The following is a 17,143-nucleotide window of genomic DNA, read 5'->3' as shown; positions in this document are numbered from 1 at the left end:
TCAGTGCTGGGTGTCGATGAGCGCCGGGAGCTCGACGACGCTGCCGAGGACGGCGTGCGCGCCCGCGGCGAGCAGCGCCGGCGCGGGGCGGCCGCCGGTGAGGACGCCGACGACGAGGCCCGCGCCGGCGGCGGCGCCGGACGCGGCGTCGGACTCGGTGTCGCCGACGACGACCAGGGCGCCGACGGAGCGGGCGCCGGTGCGCAGCAGCGCGGTCAGCGGCAGGTCGGGCGCCGGGCGGCCGCGGCCGGCGTCGGCGGGGGTGAGCACCGCGTCGGCGAGGTCGCGCCAGCCGAGGGCGGCGACGACGGCGTCGGCGGTGGCCCGGCCGAAGCCGGTGGTGAAGACCACGTGCAGGCCGCGGTCCCGCAGCTCGCGGACCGTCTGCTCGGCGCCGGGGATGGGCTCGCACCGGCCCTCGTCGACGAGTTCGCCGTACGCGTCCTCGAAGGCCTGGTTGAGCCGCTGCGCGGTCGCCTCGTCGGCGATGGCCCGGAAGACCTCGATCTTGGACTGGCCCATGGTCACCCGGACGTGCTCCAGGGCGGCGTCGCGGCCCGGGTCGCCGGGCAGGACCCGCTCGAAGGCCCGCTCGAACGCCTGCTCGACCAGGCCGTCGTCGACGACGGTCGTCCCGGCGAGGTCCAGCACCACGGTCTCGAATCGCATGTTCAACTGTCCTGTCTAGGAGAAGAGGTCGGCGACGATCGCGTCGCCGAGGCCGAGGCCGGTGGTCATGCCGATGCCGGTGGTGACCGACACGACCCGCACCCCGTCCGCCGGGGCGGCGACGAGGAACTCCTGCGGCGCCGACGCGTAGACGCCCTGCCACCGCTGCACGACCGGCAACCGGTCCACGCCGAACAGCTCGCGGGTGACGCCGGCGAGCGCGTCGAACGACGACTCCGCCTGGAACGGGGCGACGGCGCTGCCGCGGTAGTGGGTGTCGCCGACGACGAGCGTCCCGTCGGAGCGTTGGGTGTACATCTGGTTGAGGTCCAGGGCGTGCAGGTCGGGGCGTTCGGCGCTGAGCCGCGCGCGCAGGGCGGCGGCGGCCGGGGTCGCGTTGCTGCCGGAGTACCGCAGCAGCGACCACCCCGTCATGAGCGGATGACGCAGCGGGGCGGGCAGGGTGTCCGGTGCGACGAGGAGCATGTCCAGGCCGCATCGGACCACCTCGGCGGCCTCGGCGACGTCCGGGTAGAGCTGGTCGACGTCGTGGCCGACCGCGACGACGACGGCGCCGGCTCGGATCGGGCCGCGCGACGTGTGCAGCACGCCGCCGCCGGCGCCGAGGGCCGAGGTCCGCCACCGGAAGTCGACGCCGGCGCCGGCCAGGTGCCGGGCCAGGGCGGGGGCCGCCTCCCGCGGGTCGACCTGCAGGTCGCGGGGCAGCCAGCCGCCGCCGACCGCGCCCGTCACCGGCGCCCGGTCGGTCACCTCGGCCGGGCGGAGCATGGTGATGCCCGGCTCGGTGTCGCGCCACTGCTCCAGCACGGCCAGCTCGTCGGCGGCCCGGGCGACGATGACGGTGCCGGACTCGCGGGCCCAGAAGCCGGCCCGCCGCGCGTAGCGCAGCCACAGCTCCCGGGACCGCTCCGCGTACTCGCGCGCCTGACCGGTCTGTGCGGTGATGCAGGCGTGCCCGAAGTTGCGCACGCTCGCCCCGTGGATGCCGGCGGCCCGCTCGACGACGACGACCCGCAGGCCCCGCTCGTGCGCGGCGGCGGCGTGGCCGAGCCCGACGATCCCGGCGCCGACGACGGCGAGGTCGTAGGCGTCGCCGGTCACCGCAGCGCCCGGCGGATGACGGCGGAGATCGCCTCGATGACGAGCACGACGGCCACGAGGATGATGACGAACGCGGTGACCTGGTCGTAGCGCGACACCCGGGTGGCGTCGACGAGGTAGTAGCCGATGCCGCCGGCCGCGACGATGCCGAGCACGGTCGCGGAGCGGATGTTGGAGTCGAAGAGGTACAGCGTGTGCCCGACGAACGCGGGCACGCTCAGCCGCGCGGTCGAGGAGAAGAACACCTGCGTGCGGGTCGCGCCGACGGAGCGGACGGCGACCTGCGGGCCGAGCGCCGCCTCCTCGAGGGAGTCGGCGATGAGCTTGCCGAGCAGGCCGACGCCGACGACCGCGAGGGCGATGGTGCCGGCCTGCGGACCGAGCCCGGTGACGATGATCAGCACGATGGCCAGGATGAGTTCCGGGATCGAGCGGATGATCAGCAGCAGGAGGCGGGCGACCGCGCGGATGACCCCGTTGGGGGCCGCGTTGCGCGCCGCGAGCGGCCCGACGACCAGCGAGGCGAGCGCGCTGAGCAGGGTCGCCGCCGCGGCGATCTCCAGGGTGACGAGCAGGGCGTCGAAGACGTCGGACCAGGTGCGCGGGTCGATCGACGGCGGCCACGTCCGCTCGAGGAGGAACGGGATCTGCCCCCAGAAGCTGAACAGGTCCAGCCATTTCGCCTCGGACCCGATGACGGCGGCCACGACGACCACGACCGTCGCGACGAGCGCCGTCGCGGACCTGATGCGGTCGCCGTTCCACGGTCGGCGCATCGCCGCTTGTACGGCCGCCGCGCGGTCCCCCGCAGCGGGCCCGGCGGAGGACGGCGCGCCGGTGCCGGCCGGGCGGGGCAGGCGGCGGGCGAGACGGGCGCCGAGGCTGCGCCCGGCCGGGGCGGCGCCGAGCAGCTGGGCCCGGATGACCGTGGACACGATCTCGAACAGCACGCACAGCGCGAAGATGACCAGCGCGAACGCCATCGCCGCGTGGTAGTTCAGCGACTCCAGCGAGATCCGCAGGTCGTAGCCGAGGCCGATGATGCCGGCGTAGCCGAGCAGGACCGAGCCGCGCAGGTTGATGTCGCTGCGGTGCAGCGTGGTCGCGATCCACGACGGCAGTACCTGCGGGAAGACGCCCGACCAGAACTCCTGCGCCCGGGAGGCGCCGGTGGCGCGGATCGCCTGGCGCGGTCCCTCGTCGATCTGCTCGATGGCGTCGGCGAAGAGCTTGGAGATCATGCCGATCGAGTGCAGGGCGATGGCGAGGATGCCCGGCAGCGAGCCGAGCGTGAACAGCAGCACGAACAGCATCGCCAGGACGACGTCCGGGACGGCCCGGGCCACGACGCCGATCGCGCGGCCGATCGGCACGAGCCACGGCGCCGGGCTGGTGTTGCGGGCCGAGACGTACGCGATGGGCAGCGACAGCAGCGCGGACAGCACGGTGCCGCACAGCACGACACCGAGGGTGATGCCGATCGACCGCCACAGCTGCGCCGCCGGCGGGAACTCCAGCGGCAGCATCCGGTCGAGGAACGGCCCGACCTTGTCGGCGCTCTCGGTGAACGCCTCGGCGGTGAACCCGATCTCGCTGAGCGACCAGACGGCGAACGCGAACACCGCGAACAGCAGCCCGGCCGCGACGAGCTTGGACGGGGCCGGCGGCGGGCGCCGCACGACCCGGTCCAGGTCGATGACCGGCATTTCGGGGGCGCTCACTGCACCTCCGCCAGTGACGCGGTCATCCGGCCGTAGATGCGCATCGCCGTCTCCCGGGTCAGCCCGGCCGCCGGTGTGTCGAGCACGACGCCGCCGCTGCGCATGCCGACGATCCGCTGCCCCCAGACGAGCGCGAGCTCGACCTGGTGCAGGCTGCAGACCACGGTGAGCTGGTCCTCGGCGGCGATGTCGCGCAGCAGCGCCATCACCTGGTCGCTGGACTCCGGGTCGAGGGAGGCGACCGGCTCGTCGGCGAGCAGGATCTCCGGCCGCTGCATCAGCGCCCGGGCGATCGCGACCCGCTGCTGCTGGCCGCCGGAGAGGGTGTCGGCCCGCTGGTACGCCTTGTCGAGCAGGCCGACCCGGTCGAGCTGGGTGAGGGCGAGGCGGCGCTGCTCCCGCGGGTAGGACGCGATGCCGATGCGGGGGCCGCGCAGGCCGGCGAGCGCACCGGTGAGGACGTTCTCCAGGACCGTGAGCCGCCCGACGAGGTGGAACTGCTGGAAGACCATGCCGATGCGGCCGCGCAGCCGGCGCAGGTCACGGCCGCGCAGGCGGGTGAGGTCCTCGCCGAGGACGCTGATGTCGCCGGTGGTCGGCGTCTCGAGGCCGTTCATGTGCCGCAGGAGGGTCGTCTTGCCCGAGCCCGAGAGCCCGAGCAGGACGACGATCTCACCGCGGGTGACCGTCAGCGACACGTCCCGCAGCGCGGTGACCTGCCCATAGGTCTTGCTGAGCCCGTGCACCTGGACCGCGGGCGTGTCGCTGACCGTCATCGTCTACCTCACTTGCCGCAGGCCGCGGCCTTGGTCTGCGCGCACAGGTCGCGGATGATGTCGTACTTGGCGTCGTCGACCGGGGCGAGCGCGTAGAACGTCTTCTTGAAGGCGTCGCTGTCGGCGCCGGCGATGCCCGCGGCCTGGATCTGCTCGATCGTGACGTTCTGCAGGCCCGAGACCAGCTTCTGCTTGAGGTCGGCCGGCAGGCCGTCGGCGAGGGTCATCGGCGCGCCGACGACGAACGTCTTGTTGATGACCTTCAGGCCCTTTTGCGCCTCGACGGCGACGTCCTCGGCGAACCCGGCCTCGCACTCGGAGCCCTGGGACACCTTCAGCGCCGACGCGTCGTGCTTGCCGGCGAAGACCGGGGTCACGTCCTTGGTCGGGTCGATGCCCGCCTTGAGCAGGTTGTAGCTCGGGTACAGGTAGCCCGACGTCGACGTCTGGCTGACGAAGCAGACCTTCTTGCCCTTGAAGTCCTCGATCTTGCTGATGGTCGAGTTCTCGGGGACGATCGCCTCGGAGTAGTACCCGGGCTCCTGGCCCTTCTTCGTGATGATGGACGCGAAGGGCGTGATCTTCGCGCCGTTCTTCTTCGCCGTCACGTACGTGAAGCCGGAGAAGCTCGCGATGTCGACCTTGCCGGAGACCGCGGCCTCGATCAGCGCGGCGTAGTCCGAGGACTCCCGGTACTCGACCTTGAGCCCGGAGATCTTGGCGATGTAGTCCTCGAGCGGCTTGTAGTTCTGCTGCGTGGCTGCGGTGTCCGGCACGACACCGAAGATGAGCGTGCCGGAGTCCTTGGCGAACTTCCCGGACGCGGCGGCCGGCGTGCCGGCACCGGAGGCGGTGGTGTTGCCGTCGTCGTCGGAGGAGCACGCCGCGGTGCCGGCGAGCAGCACGGCCGCCGTCGCGACGCCGAGCATCATCCGCACGGAAATCTTCATGTTCGACCCTTCTCGACCTGCAAGTTCATCGTTCGTGGCAATCCCTGATCAGCGGCGTCAACGTAGGGACCGCAGGTGAACGTGCCGCGAACGAGCCGTAGTTCGCCGGAAACGAGCCACAAAGGTTCGCACCTGTTACCTGACCGTTACGAAACCCCGGGTGTCCAGACGAAGGTCGTCACCGGGGCCTCTGTGGCCTTTCGTTCACATTGTCGATTCGCTCAGCTCGAAGCGGTACACACCTGCGTCGCCGACGACGAGCAGGCTCTGGGTCCCGGGGAGCCAGGCACCGTGCCGGACCGGGCCCTCAAGGCGGATCGCGGCGACCTTGCGCCGTGCCGGCAGGCTCCACACGTGGACCGACCGGTCATCCATGACGGTGGCAAGCAGCCGACCGTCATCGGTGAGCGGGCAGGCAAGGACGCGCGCACCGGCCGCGGGTAGTTCGCCGACGGCGGTCCCGTCGCTGACCCGCCAGAACCGAACGGCACCGTCGTCACCGCCGGCGGCCAGCCAGGTGCCATCGGGACTGATGGTGCAGCATCGGACCCACTGCCCGCGTGCCGTGCTCAGATGGAACTGCGGGCGGCCGTCGGAGAGGCTCCACAGCCGGGTCCCTTCATCGCCCACCGCCACGAGGTGCATGCCGTCCGGCGTCTCTGCGAGATCCCGGACACTGCCGCCGGTGCCCTGCAGTAATGTCCGGTGCTGGCCGGTCAGCAGATCCCAGACGCGGACGGTGCCGTCGCCACCGGCGGTGGCCAGCCAGGTGCCATCGGTGCCGGCCACGCACGCGAGTATCGGGCCGGGATGCCGCAGGTCCAATGCGATCTCGGCCGCGGACTCCGCAGCCCAGGCCCGGACCCTGCCGTCCTCCCCTCCCATGTACACGACCTGACCGTCGGCACTCATCGCGGCCGCTCCAAGGTTCACCGGACCGACCTCGGCGGCGTGCTCGGTCCCGGTTGCCGTGGTCCACAGGACACGCCCCGACCCGCCGGCTACGATCCAGCCCCCGCCACGGGCGGTGGCACAGCGGCGAAGGGCTGTGGCGTCAACGTCGATGACGGTCCGGGCGGTCCAGGTGCCGGTCTCCCAGATCCGGATGGTCTCGTCGGCGCCTGCGCTTGCCAGCCACCGGCCCTCGCCGCCGGCGGCGAGGGTCCAGACGATCGCGGTGTGACCAGTCAGTGGCGTTGGGCCTGCCGCCGCGCCGTCGGCCGGCCAGACACGGATGTCGAGGTCGTAGCCGGCGCTGGCGAGCCAGCTGCCGTCAGGGCTGATGATGCACGCATTGAGCCATGCGGTGTGCCCGCGATGCACCGTGTGTTCACCACCGACCGCCGGCCAGACCCTGACCGTGTGGTCGTTGCCGACCGTTGCAAGCCACCGTCCACCGGGCTCGATCGGGCAGTCCCAGATGGCCGAGGAGTGCCCGGTCAGCTCCGCCATCGGCGCGCCGGTGGCGGTGTCCCACAACCGGACGACCCGGTCGTCGCCGGCCGTTGCCATCCACGTCCCGTCCGGTGCGACTGAGCATGCCCAGATCGCCGGGCCCGGCCGGCCGAACTGTAGACGCACTGTGGCGGCGGCCACGTCCCAGATACGGACGGTCCCATCGGCCGCAGCGGAAACGACCCATGAGCCGTCCGGGCCGAACGCACAACCGCGGACCGCAGAGTGGTGGCCGTCGAGGGTGGCCCGCCGCCTGCTGGTGGCGACGTCCCAGATCACGACGGTCCGATCGTCCCCACCGGTAGCCACGAGCATGCCGTCGGCGCTGACGGCACAACAGCGCACCGTCGCCCTGTGCCCGTTGAGCACGGTCTGCAGCTGTCCTGTCCGCACATCCCAGATCCGAACCATCGCATCGGTGTCGCCGGCGACCAGCCAGTCGCCGCTGGGCGCGCCTGCGCTGGCCCGTACCACCGTCCGTCCCGGATCGACCCGAGCCGCAGTCCCGAGCGCCGTCACCGTGTTCCAGGTCCGGACCGTGCCGTCCTCGCTGGCCGTGATGAGCCAGGCGCCGTCCGGGCTGAACGCGCAGGCGCGGACGGCACCACGGTGGCCCGTCAGCACGGTACGAAGCGTTGTCGTGCCGGCATCCCAGAGCCGCACAGTGCCGTCGCCGCCGCCACTGACCACGGTCGCGCCACTTGGATCGATGGCGCATGCCCGTATGGAGCCGCTGTGCCCGCTCAGCACAGCGCGAAGGATGCCGCGTTCGACGTCCCAAAGGCGTAGGGTGCTGTCACCGCCGGCACTCACGAGCAACGTGCCGTCCGCACTCAGTACGCAGCTGCGGACGGCTCCGGTATGCCCCTCGAACACCTTGGTCTGGGTCCAGTTGGAGGTGCTCCAAAGACGGAGCGAGCCATCACCACCGGCGGTGGCGACCCACCGGCCATCGCCGCTGACCGCGCAGCCACGGACGGTGCCGGCATGTCCGGTGAGCACGGCGAGCGCGGCGCCCGTCGCAATGTCCCAAATCCTCACCGCCTGGTCGTCGGAGACGCTGACCAGCCAGGTGCCGTCCGGCCCGGCCGCACATCGCCGGACCACTGCGTCGTGACCACGTAGGACTGCCTTCTCCGTGCCATCGTGCAGATTCCACAACCGGATCGTGGTGTCGTCGCCCGCCGTGGCAAGCCAGCTGCCGTCCGGGGCCACGGCACAGGTGAGGACGGGACCATCGTGGCCCTGCAGCGTCTCGGTCCGCTGCCCGGTGGCCCAGTCCCACACGCCGACGGTGCCGTCGTCGCTGGTGGTCACGAACGAGCGGCCGTCGCTGCTGACAACGCAGCCGCCGATCGGCGAGCTGTGCGCGTGCAGGACGCGATGCAGCGCTGGATGCTGGGCGTCGGGCATCGGACCTGCACTGCGCAGCTGCCAGCCGTCACGCCCGGCCCGATACGACGCGACCCGTGACTCAAGGACCTGTTGGCCGGCGATACGGCTGAGGAAGGTGTCCACCACCGCCGAAGGGGGATCCATCGGGGTCAGCAGGTGCGCGGAGCGCTGCAGGCCGGACAGGAGTGCGCCGGCCACCGGCCCCGGCGCCAGCGCCAGGTCGGCTTCGACCGCGACCGGGCCCAGCACCTGCAGCTTCGCTGCGATGTATCGCAAGTCGGTAAATGTCGCAGCCAGTTCCTCGTCCCTTCCCGCCTCCTGAAGGTGATATCCGAGGAAGCGCCATAGATACAGCTCATCCGGCGGCAGCTTCCACCATTGCGGGTCCGGCTGAACCGCGTCCAGGAACACTTCGTTGAGCGCGCGCAGGCCGGACTCGCCACTGCGGTTGCGGAGATAGCCACGGATGACGTCGTGCAGCCGCACCGTCGGGGATGCGCCCGGCACGAACGTCACCAGTGACATGTCGGCCAGTCGTTCACAGAGCTGGCGCGACCCACCCGGTCCCACACCGTGCGACCTTCGCCAGAACCGGTCCAGCAAGCCGACGGGAATGTCGGCGTCCTCCGGGAAGATCGCCAGTTCGAAGTACCGCTGGCGGGTGTGATCGTCGATCCGGTCCGTGCTCGCGTCAATCGTCGCGCTCACCGCGCTGCTTCGGTCATCGGCATTGGTGATGTCGAGCGCCGTCGGTCCTTCGGCCTCGAGCCGGCGGACAACGTCGTCCAGCGCGGCGGCGGCGGACCATCCGGAGTTCAGCTGCCGCCGGATGGCGCCGTTTGCAAGGGCGAGCAAGATCGGCCAGCCGCGCGCGAGCCGCGCCATCCGCTCTCCGGCGCTCCGGGGCAACGTGTCCAGACCGGCACCGAGCAGCTCGGCAGACTCGCCTGCAGTCATTGTGCCAACGGTGACGGACGCCAGCGTGTCCTGCACCACCGACCGGTATCGCGTGGTGACGAGCCGCGTGCAGTTCGGCGCGCCATGCAGAAATGGCAGCAGTTGCGACCTGTTCCACACGTCATCGATGATCAGCAGGATGCGCCGGTCACCGATGCAGCGGCCCAGATGGTTGCCCGCGACGTCCGGCACCGACAGGGTCGGCCGGCGGCCCGAGACGATCTCGGTCAGGTCGTTGAGCTTGTCCGCCAGCCCTGCCCCGTTGGTGTCCGCCCCGACAGCGACGTACAACACGCCCTCCGGGAAGAGGCGGCGAACCTCATCGCTGCGTCCCACCTCCTGCGCCAGGACGGTCTTGCCGATGCCGCCCGCCCCGTCCAATGCCGCGCCTAGCCCGACGACGCGGGTCGAACGGTCGCGCAACAGTCGCAAGGTCTGCTCTATCAAGCCCTTACGGTGGACGACCGCTCCGGTCCGCGGCGGAACCATGTTCAATGGGGAATCCTCGCTTTGTGTTCGCTTCGGTGACGGGGCGGCGCGTACGGCACCGGACGGCGGCGACACCAGTTCGGGGTCGGTCGCAACGGGCGGATCGTCCAACTCGTCGACGAACGCCTTCGCCGCCCGGGCCGCCAGCCGGAAATACCACCAACGCCCGCTCTCCCGGGCGTTGTCGAACGTGGTGTAGAGCATTGATCCGGCCTGAATCGACAGCAGGTACTGCGCGCGCCACTCGTCGCCCCACTCGCGAGCGCGCGCCTCCCCTGCGCGATACAGGACCCGAACGGTCTCCACGAGAATCGGCGCCAGCCGCGGCGGCGCGGAGTCGGTCGGGCTCAGGACGTACGTCAGCAGCGCGTCGGCCTGATCCGCGGGCAGGTCGGGCACCACCGGCAGGAGCGCTGACAGCAGCAGCGTGACGAGGTCACGGGTGATCGGCGCGTCCGGCCGGTACTCGGAGAGGTCGACAAACCGCATCTTTCCCAGATCCGGTCGGCCGGTCCTGGGCGTCGGGACGAGGATGTTGTCCGCGTGCAGATCACCGTGGCTGCGGCCGACCAGGTAGTCGATCTCGAGACCGGCGATGAGCGAGTCTGGTCCTGGCATACGCACCGGATTGGGCATTGCCCCGTGCACGGCGTCGGCTTCGGTGCTGATCCAGTCCCGGCCCGGCACCAACAGGCCTGCCGCGGCGGCCCAGCGTTGCGCCGACGGCCGCTCGAGAGTGGCGCGCAACTCGTCGCGCAGGTACGCCGTCGCAGCGCTGGTGCGCATTGCCGGCCCGTCGTGGTTCCACTCCTGCAGAATCAGATCGATGGCAACCTGCAACGCCGAGACGCGATACTCGTCCGGCAGCTCGCCCACAGTTCGGCTGTTCTGCAGGCTTCCGGCCGACTCCTGGAACATGAGATAGCGGCCGTCGCCGACCGGATGCCGCGGAGCCAGCTGATGAACCAAATGCCGCTGGGCGAACTCCTTGGTGTCCTGCCACGCTTCCTGATGCCTGCCGGTCTCCTCGACGGAACGGCCGGCCGGGCATACTTTGACGATCAGCTTTCTCGCCCCGTCATTTTCAGGCGGTCCCGGGTCGACCACGACAGCGACGAGCACCGACTCGGTGTATCCCTGACGTTTCCAGCGCCGGCTGGGCAGCCGAACCCGGCTGTGCTGCCCCGCCGCCCAGTCGGCGAGCGCCGCGGCGGCGACCGGATCGAAGCAGTCGTGCAGGTGCTCCCCTCGCCCCGGCGGCTGCTCCACAGGGTCCGGCGCGCGCGCTGGAGTCACCCCGCTGGTGTAGCAACAGCGACCGGCGCGAGTCAATGCCACCCCTCGGAAGGGTCGATTCATCGGGGAGATCAAGCACAACGTCGGCAACTCCACGCATATACCTCTGGCGATGCCGAACGTGTGACACTCGACTGCGTAGACCTGCACACGTGGGAGGTCCATTGACCGGCATTCATCCCATTACCGACCGGCAGGACAATGTCGCGGCCATTCGCCTGCTCAAGGCCGTCGGCGTGACACACCTCTACAACCAGCGGGCGCAAGCGCTGAGCTTCAGCATCTCGATCGTCCTGGCCGTTGCTGGACTGCTGAGCGGCCCGGGTTCGCGGTACGGCACGGCCATCACCATCAGCGGCACGATCTGGGCCGCTGTCTACGCAGGAATAATGGCGCCTTGGGCCGATCGCTACCTACGGATCGCCGCAACGCTCCAGGAGATGTTCGACACCGATCTGCTCGGCATACCGTGGAACCGCGTCGCGACCGGCGATCGGATCAGGGATGACGAAGTGAGCCGACTCAGCCGGCGCTTCCGCGGCGATGACAGCCGACTACGGGGCTACTACCTCGTAGCGAACGTTGCCGCGCCTTACGACGTGCTTTTCTGCCTCGAACAGAACCTTGCGTGGGGTTCCCGCGTGCGGCTTCGCTTCGCCCACACGATGCTGGGAATCCTGGTGCTGTGGTCCGCAGTGGGCATCCTGTTCACGCTGTTCAGCGGCGCGACGGTGAGCCGGCTGATCACCGCATGGTTCGTTCCGTCGCTCGGCCTTCTACTCCTGTGCCTCGAGATCTACCGTACCCAGATGGACAGCACCCGGGAGCGGCTCCGTGTGCTCGGACTGGTCCGGGCGGTCATGGACGATCCGTCGGCGCCGGTGTTCGCCGCACCTGGCGCAATGACACACTTCGCCCGCCAGGTCCAGGACACGCTCTTTCACATGCGGCGGCTCCAGCCTCGCCTTCCGACTTGGTACTTCCGGCGCTACCACGACCAGGACCGGTCCGATTTCGAAGTCGAGTTGCACGATTTGGAGGCACGGTTCCCGCGGTCCTGAGGAATTGACGGCGGTTCACACAGACCGGGTGGCGGTGGAGAGCGTTACCGAGGCGAGCAGGGCGAGCTTGTCCGCGTCGGTGGAGGCCGGGTCGGGGTGGAAGACCACGAGCATGATGCCGTCGGTCCCGCTGACGTGCAGCTTCTGCCGGTTCAGGCGCAGCTCGCCGACCTGCGGGTGCTGGAACGGCACCAGCACCGCGCCCTCGCGGGGGCGGACGTCGTGGCGCGCCCACAGCTGCCGGAACAGGGGGCTGGCCAGGGACAGTTCGCCGACGAGCTCGATGCAGCGGGGGTCGTCGGTGTCGGTGCCGACGGCGCCGCGGAAGGAGGCGACCAGCGCCGCGGCGGCGGACTCCCAGTCGGGCCACATCGCCTGCTCGGCGGGGTCGAGGAAGACGTCACGCAGCCGGTTGGCGCCGGCGACCATCCGGGGTGACAGGGCCGCGGCGAGCGGGTTGGCGACGAGGACGTCGAGGTAGCGGCCCTCGACGAAGGCGGGGAACGGCAGCATCGCCACGAACGCGGCCGTGCTGGGCGGGACGGTCTCCTTGCGGGGACGCCTACGGCGCGGCCTACCGGCGGCGAGCCCCAGCAGGTAGTCGCGGGCGCCGTCGTCCAGCCGCAGGACCCGGGCGAGGGACTCGAGGACCTGGACCGACGGGGTGCGGTCACGGCCGCGTTCGAGGCGCAGGTAGTAGTCGGCGCTGATGCCGGCGAGCATGGCGACCTCTTCGCGGCGCAGACCCGGCACCCGGCGCACCCCCGTCACGGGCACCCCGGCCTGCTCGGGGGTGACGAGCTCGCGGCGGGCCCGCAGGAACGCGCCCAGCCGGTTCGGTTCGTCGGTCACCGTTCCACCGTACGCACGCTCCCGCGCCGGTGAGGGGGTCCTGCCAGGACCCCGGACGCGTGGAGCCCTTCCTGCGCACGACCGCCGGCCGGATGGTGGACGCCGGACCCTCCCCCACTTTCCCGAGGCGGATCAGATGACGCAGCAGCGTGTCCTTGTCACCGGCGGCTCCGGCTTCATCGCCGGCCACGTCGTGCTCCAGCTGCTCGAGCAGGGCTACCAGGTGCGCACCACCGTGCGGTCCGCGCAGCGGGAGGCGGCGGTGCGGGCGGTGCTGACCGAGGCCGGCATGGCCGACGGCGCCGCGCTGAGCTTCGCGGTCGCGGACCTGCTCGACGACGCCGGCTGGGCGGGCGCCATGACCGGTTGCGACGCCGTGTTGCACGTGGCTTCCCCCGTACACACGGAGAACCCCAGCGACGAGAACGCCGTCATCGTCCCGGCGCGCGACGGGACGGTCCGGGTGCTGCGCGCGGCGCGGGACGCCGGGGTGCGGCGGGTCGTGCTCACCTCCGCGTTCCACGCCGTCAGCTGGGGTCACCCGCACCGCGGCACGGCGTTCACCGAGGACGACTGGACCGTCCTGGACGGGCCCGGCGTCGACGCGTACGCGAAGAGCAAAACCCTCGCCGAACGCGACGCCTGGGACTTCGTCGCCCGCGAGGGTGCCGGCATGGAGCTGGTCGTGCTGTGCCCGGTGGCGGTCGTCGGCCCGGTCATGGGCCGCGACGTCTCCGGCACGAACCACCTCGTGCGGCGCATCCTCGACGGCGCCATGCCCGGCTACCCCGACATGCACATCCCCTTCATCGACGTCCGCGACGTCGCCGCCGCGCACGTCCTGGCCGTCACCACGCCCCAGGCGGCGGGGCAACGGTTCCTGCTCGCCGCCGGCCCGGCGATCCCGATCCGGCAGGTCGGCGCGCTGCTCCGGGCCGACCTCGGCGCCGCCGCGGCCCGGGTCCCGACGCGGACCATCCCGAACGTCGTCGTGCGGATCGGCGCCGTGTTCAACCGGGAGTTCCGCCCGATCGTGCCCGACCTCGGCTACGCGAAGAAGGTCTCCACCGACAAGGCCCGCCGGATGCTGCACTGGACGCCGCGCCCCGCCGACGACGCCATCCTCGCCGCCGCGCGATCCATGCTCGCGAAGGGCATCGTCAAACACTGACAGCGCCGATGTACAGCCGGCTCCTGTTCGGCGGTGCCGTCGCCGACCTGTTCGAGGCCGCCGGCGACGGCACCGCCGCGCAGACCGCCGCACCAAGGGCTGAGCGGCGGCGCGCCTCAGTCCTGCCGGCGCCGGATCCACCAGAAGCAGGTGCCGATCAGCGCTCCGCACAGCACCAGGAAGATCCCGGTCTCCATCCACTGCAGCGGCCAGTAGCGGCTCGCGGGCTGGTACGTGAAGGTCTGGTGCAGGTCGTGGCCGGCAAGGCAGGCGCCGCTGTCGGCGAAGTCGGGCCCGCCGCCCTCGCCCGCGGAACCTTCCAGGCCCGGGAAACAGTCGGGGTGCGCGGCCTCGGTGACGAGGCGGCCGGACGCGTCCTGGATCGGTGGCGCGTCCAGCACCCAGGATCCCTGCGGCACCGGCAGGTTGAGCAGGAAGATCTCCCCCGTGTTGTTGGTGAAGCCGATGCCCTGGGCCTGGCGCACGGTCGCCTGGTCGATCGCGACGCTGACCGTGGCCGGTGGCAGCAGGTGCTGCCGGACGGCGGTGGGGACGACGATCTGGACGACGATGAACGCCGCGAGGGTGACGGCCATGGCCGGGAGGGTGCGGCGCAGCAGCAGGCCCGCCGTGGTGCCGAGGGCGAAGGCGAAGGCTGCGTAGCCGAGCGGGACGATGTCGCGCGACGCGAACGTCATCGCCGCCCACCGGCTGCCGTTGAGGTGATCCAGCGGCGCGGCCCACCAGGTCAGCAGCCAGCTGAAGACCGCGGCGGTGGCGATCGCGGCGCCACCGACGACGACGAGCTTGACCGTGAGCCACCGGGTGCGGGTGACGGTCTGGCCCCAGGCGAGCTGATGCGTGCCGGTCTCCAGCTCGCGGCCGATCAGCGGCGCGCCCCAGAAGATGCCGATCAGCCCGGGGACGGCGATCACGAGCAGCTGCAGGAGCTCGAACATCGGCTCGTAGGCGCGCTGCAGCTGGGAGAGCTGGGCGCCCAACGCCCGCGCGGCCGGGGTCGCCCCGTCGCAGGCGTGCGGGACGGCGCACGCGGCCAGGTCGGCGGCGTAGCGGTCGTGCAGCTGCAGGCCGGTGATCAGGAAGCCGGCCGCGGCGGCGGCGAGCAGGACCAGGACGGTGAGGGCCTGGACCCGGAACTGCCGCCAGGTCACCCAGATCATCGCGCCGCTCCCGTCTCGTCGGCGGGGCGCGCCATGTAGGTCAGCACGAGGTCCTCCAGCTCCAGATGTTCGGCGGACCAGTCCCCGGCGGGCAGGCCGTCCTCGCTGCGCACGACGAACGTCGACTGCCGGTCGGTGTGCTCCGCCGAGACGACCTCGACCCCGGCCGGCAGGTCCGACTCCCGCCGGCGGGTGCACACGATCCTGTGGTGCCGCGCGAGGAGATCGTCGGTCTCGCCGGCGACCTGCACCCGGGAGCCGACCAGCACCACCAGGTAGTCGCAGACCCGCTCGAGGTCCGAGACCAGGTGCGAGGAGAGGATGACGCTGGTGTCGTCCTCGGCGACGGACTCCATGAGGTGGCTCAGGAAGGCGCGCCGGGCCAGCGGGTCGAGGCTGGCCACCGGCTCGTCGAGGATGAGCAGCTCAGGGCGCTTGGCGACGGCGACGGTCAGGGCGAGCTGGGCGCGCTGACCGCCGGAGAGCTTGCCGGCCTTCTGCTTCGGGTTGAGGCCGAGCTGCTCGATCCGGGCCTGGGCGAGCTTCGCGTCCCAGGCCGGGTTCATCTTGGCGCCGAGCCTCAGGTGGTCGGCGACGGACAGGCTCGCATAGGTGGGGGTGTCCTGGGCGACGTATCCGACCCGGGCCAGCTGCCCGGCCCCGCCGTTGGGCTGCCCGCCCAGCACCTCGATCCGCCCCGTGGTCGGTGCGAGCATGCCGCAGGCGATCTTCAGCAGGGTGGTCTTGCCCGCCCCGTTGGGTCCCACCAGCCCGACGACGCGCCCCGGCGGGAGCTCGAGGGTGCAGTCGGTCAGCGCCTGACGCCGGCGGTATCGCTTGCCCAGTGCGTGGGTCTGCAGTATCGCGTTCATCGCTCCTCTTCAGCGCTCTCGCGCAGGGTGTTCTGGAACATCGCCTCGATGCCCGGGTCGGTCAGGCCGGCCGCGCGGGCCTTGCCCATCCAGGCCCGCAGCTCCTGCTGCAGCGGGCCGTGCTCGGTGAGCGACGCGTCGCCGAGCGACCGGGTGATGAAGGTGCCCACCCCCGGCTTCGCCGCGGCCAGGCCCAGGTGCTCGAGCTCGCGGTAGGCCTTGCTCACGGTGTTCGGGTTGATCGCCACCTTGGCGACCACCTCTTTGACCGTGGGCAGCTTGTCGCCCTCGGCCAGCAGTCCCAGCAGCAGCGCCTGCCGCACCTGCCTGACGAGCTGCAGATACGGGGCGATCCCCGATCGCGAGTCGAGGTGGAAGTCGATCACCCGTAATACCGTTTCACTAGGTTACTAGTAAAACCAGATTGCACCGGGTCCCGCGGCGTGTCAAGCGGCGAGCCGCTGGGTGGCAGGCCGGTGAGCACCCGGGTGCACGGCGCTGAGCAGGCGAAATGCCAGTCGCACGGCAGGTCCTGGACAGCGGATTCCCAGGTTCGGTCCCGACGCTGTGATCTCGACAGGGTCCGGCAGCCGCCGGCGTACGAGGTCGCACAGGAGTGAAGATGCAGTCGATGAGGGCTATCAAGCGGGTCGGGCTCGCGGCGGCCGGTGTGGTGACGGCCGGCGTGTTCGTGTTCGGCGCGGCGTCGCTGGCGAGCGCGGAGACGACCGCTCCGTCACCCGGCGCCTCGTCCAGCGCCGGCGCCGATCCGGGCGGCCGGCCGGAGCGGGGAGGCTCGTCGCACACCGAGGTGACCGGCGACGAGCTGGCGAAGGTCACGGCGGCGATGAAGGCCAAGGACTCCTCGGTCACCGTCACCAGCGTCCGCAAGGACCCCGACGGGTCATACGACGTCCTCGGCACCAAGGACGGCACCAAGGTCTTCTACGACGTCACCGCCGACCTCAAAACCGTCACCGAACACAAGGGCGGCGGCAAGGGCCACGGCGGCAAGGGCGGTGGCAAGGGTGGCGATCGGGGCGGCTCGTCGGACACGGCGGTGACCGGCGACGAGCTGGCCAAGGTCACGGCGGCGATGAAGGCCAAGGACTCCTCGGTCACCGTCACCAGCGTCCGCAAGGACCCCGACGGGTCATACGACGTCCTCGGCACCAA

General features: G+C 71.2%; 13 protein-coding genes. 3 read left to right on the top strand and 10 right to left on the bottom strand.

Features of this window, described 5'->3' with window-relative positions:
* The 6 genes from ACZ6TV_RS45345 to ACZ6TV_RS45320 form a co-directional block, all read right to left on the bottom strand.
* Positions 1-669 carry an HAD family hydrolase gene (locus tag ACZ6TV_RS45345; protein ID WP_465306042.1) on the bottom strand — a complete coding sequence of 223 codons (669 nt, stop codon included), beginning with the start codon at positions 667-669 and terminating at the stop codon, positions 1-3.
* Between the two features lie 15 nt (positions 670-684).
* A complete protein-coding gene (locus ACZ6TV_RS45340) occupies positions 685-1,791 on the bottom strand; it encodes a TIGR03364 family FAD-dependent oxidoreductase (RefSeq protein WP_465306040.1) in 1,107 nt (368 codons plus the stop codon).
* Positions 1,788-3,512, bottom strand: a complete 1,725-nt coding sequence (gene phnE, locus ACZ6TV_RS45335) for a phosphonate ABC transporter, permease protein PhnE (RefSeq protein WP_465306038.1) — start codon at positions 3,510-3,512, stop codon at positions 1,788-1,790. The genes ACZ6TV_RS45340 and phnE overlap by 4 nt, the downstream gene beginning before the upstream one ends.
* Positions 3,509-4,288, bottom strand: a complete 780-nt coding sequence (phnC, locus tag ACZ6TV_RS45330) for a phosphonate ABC transporter ATP-binding protein (RefSeq protein WP_465306036.1) — start codon at positions 4,286-4,288, stop codon at positions 3,509-3,511. The genes phnE and phnC overlap by 4 nt, the downstream gene beginning before the upstream one ends.
* A gap of 8 nt (positions 4,289-4,296) precedes the next feature.
* Positions 4,297-5,238, bottom strand: a complete 942-nt coding sequence (gene phnD, locus ACZ6TV_RS45325; RefSeq protein ID WP_465306034.1) for a phosphate/phosphite/phosphonate ABC transporter substrate-binding protein — start codon at positions 5,236-5,238, stop codon at positions 4,297-4,299.
* Positions 5,239-5,442: 204 nt separating this feature from the next.
* Positions 5,443-10,830, bottom strand: coding sequence for an NB-ARC domain-containing protein (locus tag ACZ6TV_RS45320; RefSeq protein WP_465306032.1), 5,388 nt, complete (start codon positions 10,828-10,830; stop codon positions 5,443-5,445).
* A 164-nt stretch (positions 10,831-10,994) separates the two neighbouring features.
* Between ACZ6TV_RS45320 and ACZ6TV_RS45315 the strand changes: the two genes are divergently transcribed.
* A complete protein-coding gene (locus tag ACZ6TV_RS45315; protein ID WP_465306030.1) occupies positions 10,995-11,891 on the top strand; it encodes an S-4TM family putative pore-forming effector in 897 nt (298 codons plus the stop codon).
* Positions 11,892-11,906: 15 nt separating this feature from the next.
* On the opposite strand, the gene ACZ6TV_RS45310 is transcribed toward ACZ6TV_RS45315, so the two are convergent.
* Entirely contained in the window at positions 11,907-12,743 is an 837-nt protein-coding gene (locus tag ACZ6TV_RS45310; protein ID WP_465306028.1) for a helix-turn-helix domain-containing protein, read from the bottom strand.
* A gap of 136 nt (positions 12,744-12,879) precedes the next feature.
* On the opposite strand from ACZ6TV_RS45310, the gene ACZ6TV_RS45305 reads away from it, so the two are divergent.
* A complete protein-coding gene (locus ACZ6TV_RS45305; protein WP_465306026.1) occupies positions 12,880-13,914 on the top strand; it encodes an SDR family oxidoreductase in 1,035 nt (344 codons plus the stop codon).
* A gap of 116 nt (positions 13,915-14,030) precedes the next feature.
* Here ACZ6TV_RS45305 and ACZ6TV_RS45300 read toward each other — a convergent pair whose 3' ends face one another.
* Genes ACZ6TV_RS45300 through ACZ6TV_RS45290 form a run of 3 tightly spaced genes read right to left on the bottom strand, consistent with a single transcriptional unit; the run spans position 14,031 to position 16,353 of the window.
* Entirely contained in the window at positions 14,031-15,095 is a 1,065-nt protein-coding gene (locus tag ACZ6TV_RS45300; RefSeq protein ID WP_465306024.1) for an ABC-2 transporter permease, read from the bottom strand.
* Positions 15,092-15,967: an ABC transporter ATP-binding protein gene (locus ACZ6TV_RS45295; RefSeq protein WP_465306022.1), complete on the bottom strand. Its 876-nt coding sequence runs from the start codon at positions 15,965-15,967 to the stop codon at positions 15,092-15,094. Before ACZ6TV_RS45295 ends, ACZ6TV_RS45300 begins: the two co-directional genes overlap by 4 nt.
* Positions 15,964-16,353, bottom strand: a complete 390-nt coding sequence (locus tag ACZ6TV_RS45290) for a GntR family transcriptional regulator (RefSeq protein ID WP_465306020.1) — start codon at positions 16,351-16,353, stop codon at positions 15,964-15,966. The genes ACZ6TV_RS45295 and ACZ6TV_RS45290 overlap by 4 nt, the downstream gene beginning before the upstream one ends.
* A gap of 245 nt (positions 16,354-16,598) precedes the next feature.
* Between ACZ6TV_RS45290 and ACZ6TV_RS45285 the strand changes: the two genes are divergently transcribed.
* Positions 16,599-17,143, top strand: a 545-nt coding sequence (locus tag ACZ6TV_RS45285) for a hypothetical protein (protein WP_465306018.1), incomplete at its 3' end; no start/stop codon positions are given.

The organism is Dactylosporangium sp. NPDC051087, from assembly GCF_055586325.1.
Note: the sequence above shows the minus strand (reverse complement) of the source record. Positions and strands in the feature narration are given on the sequence as shown.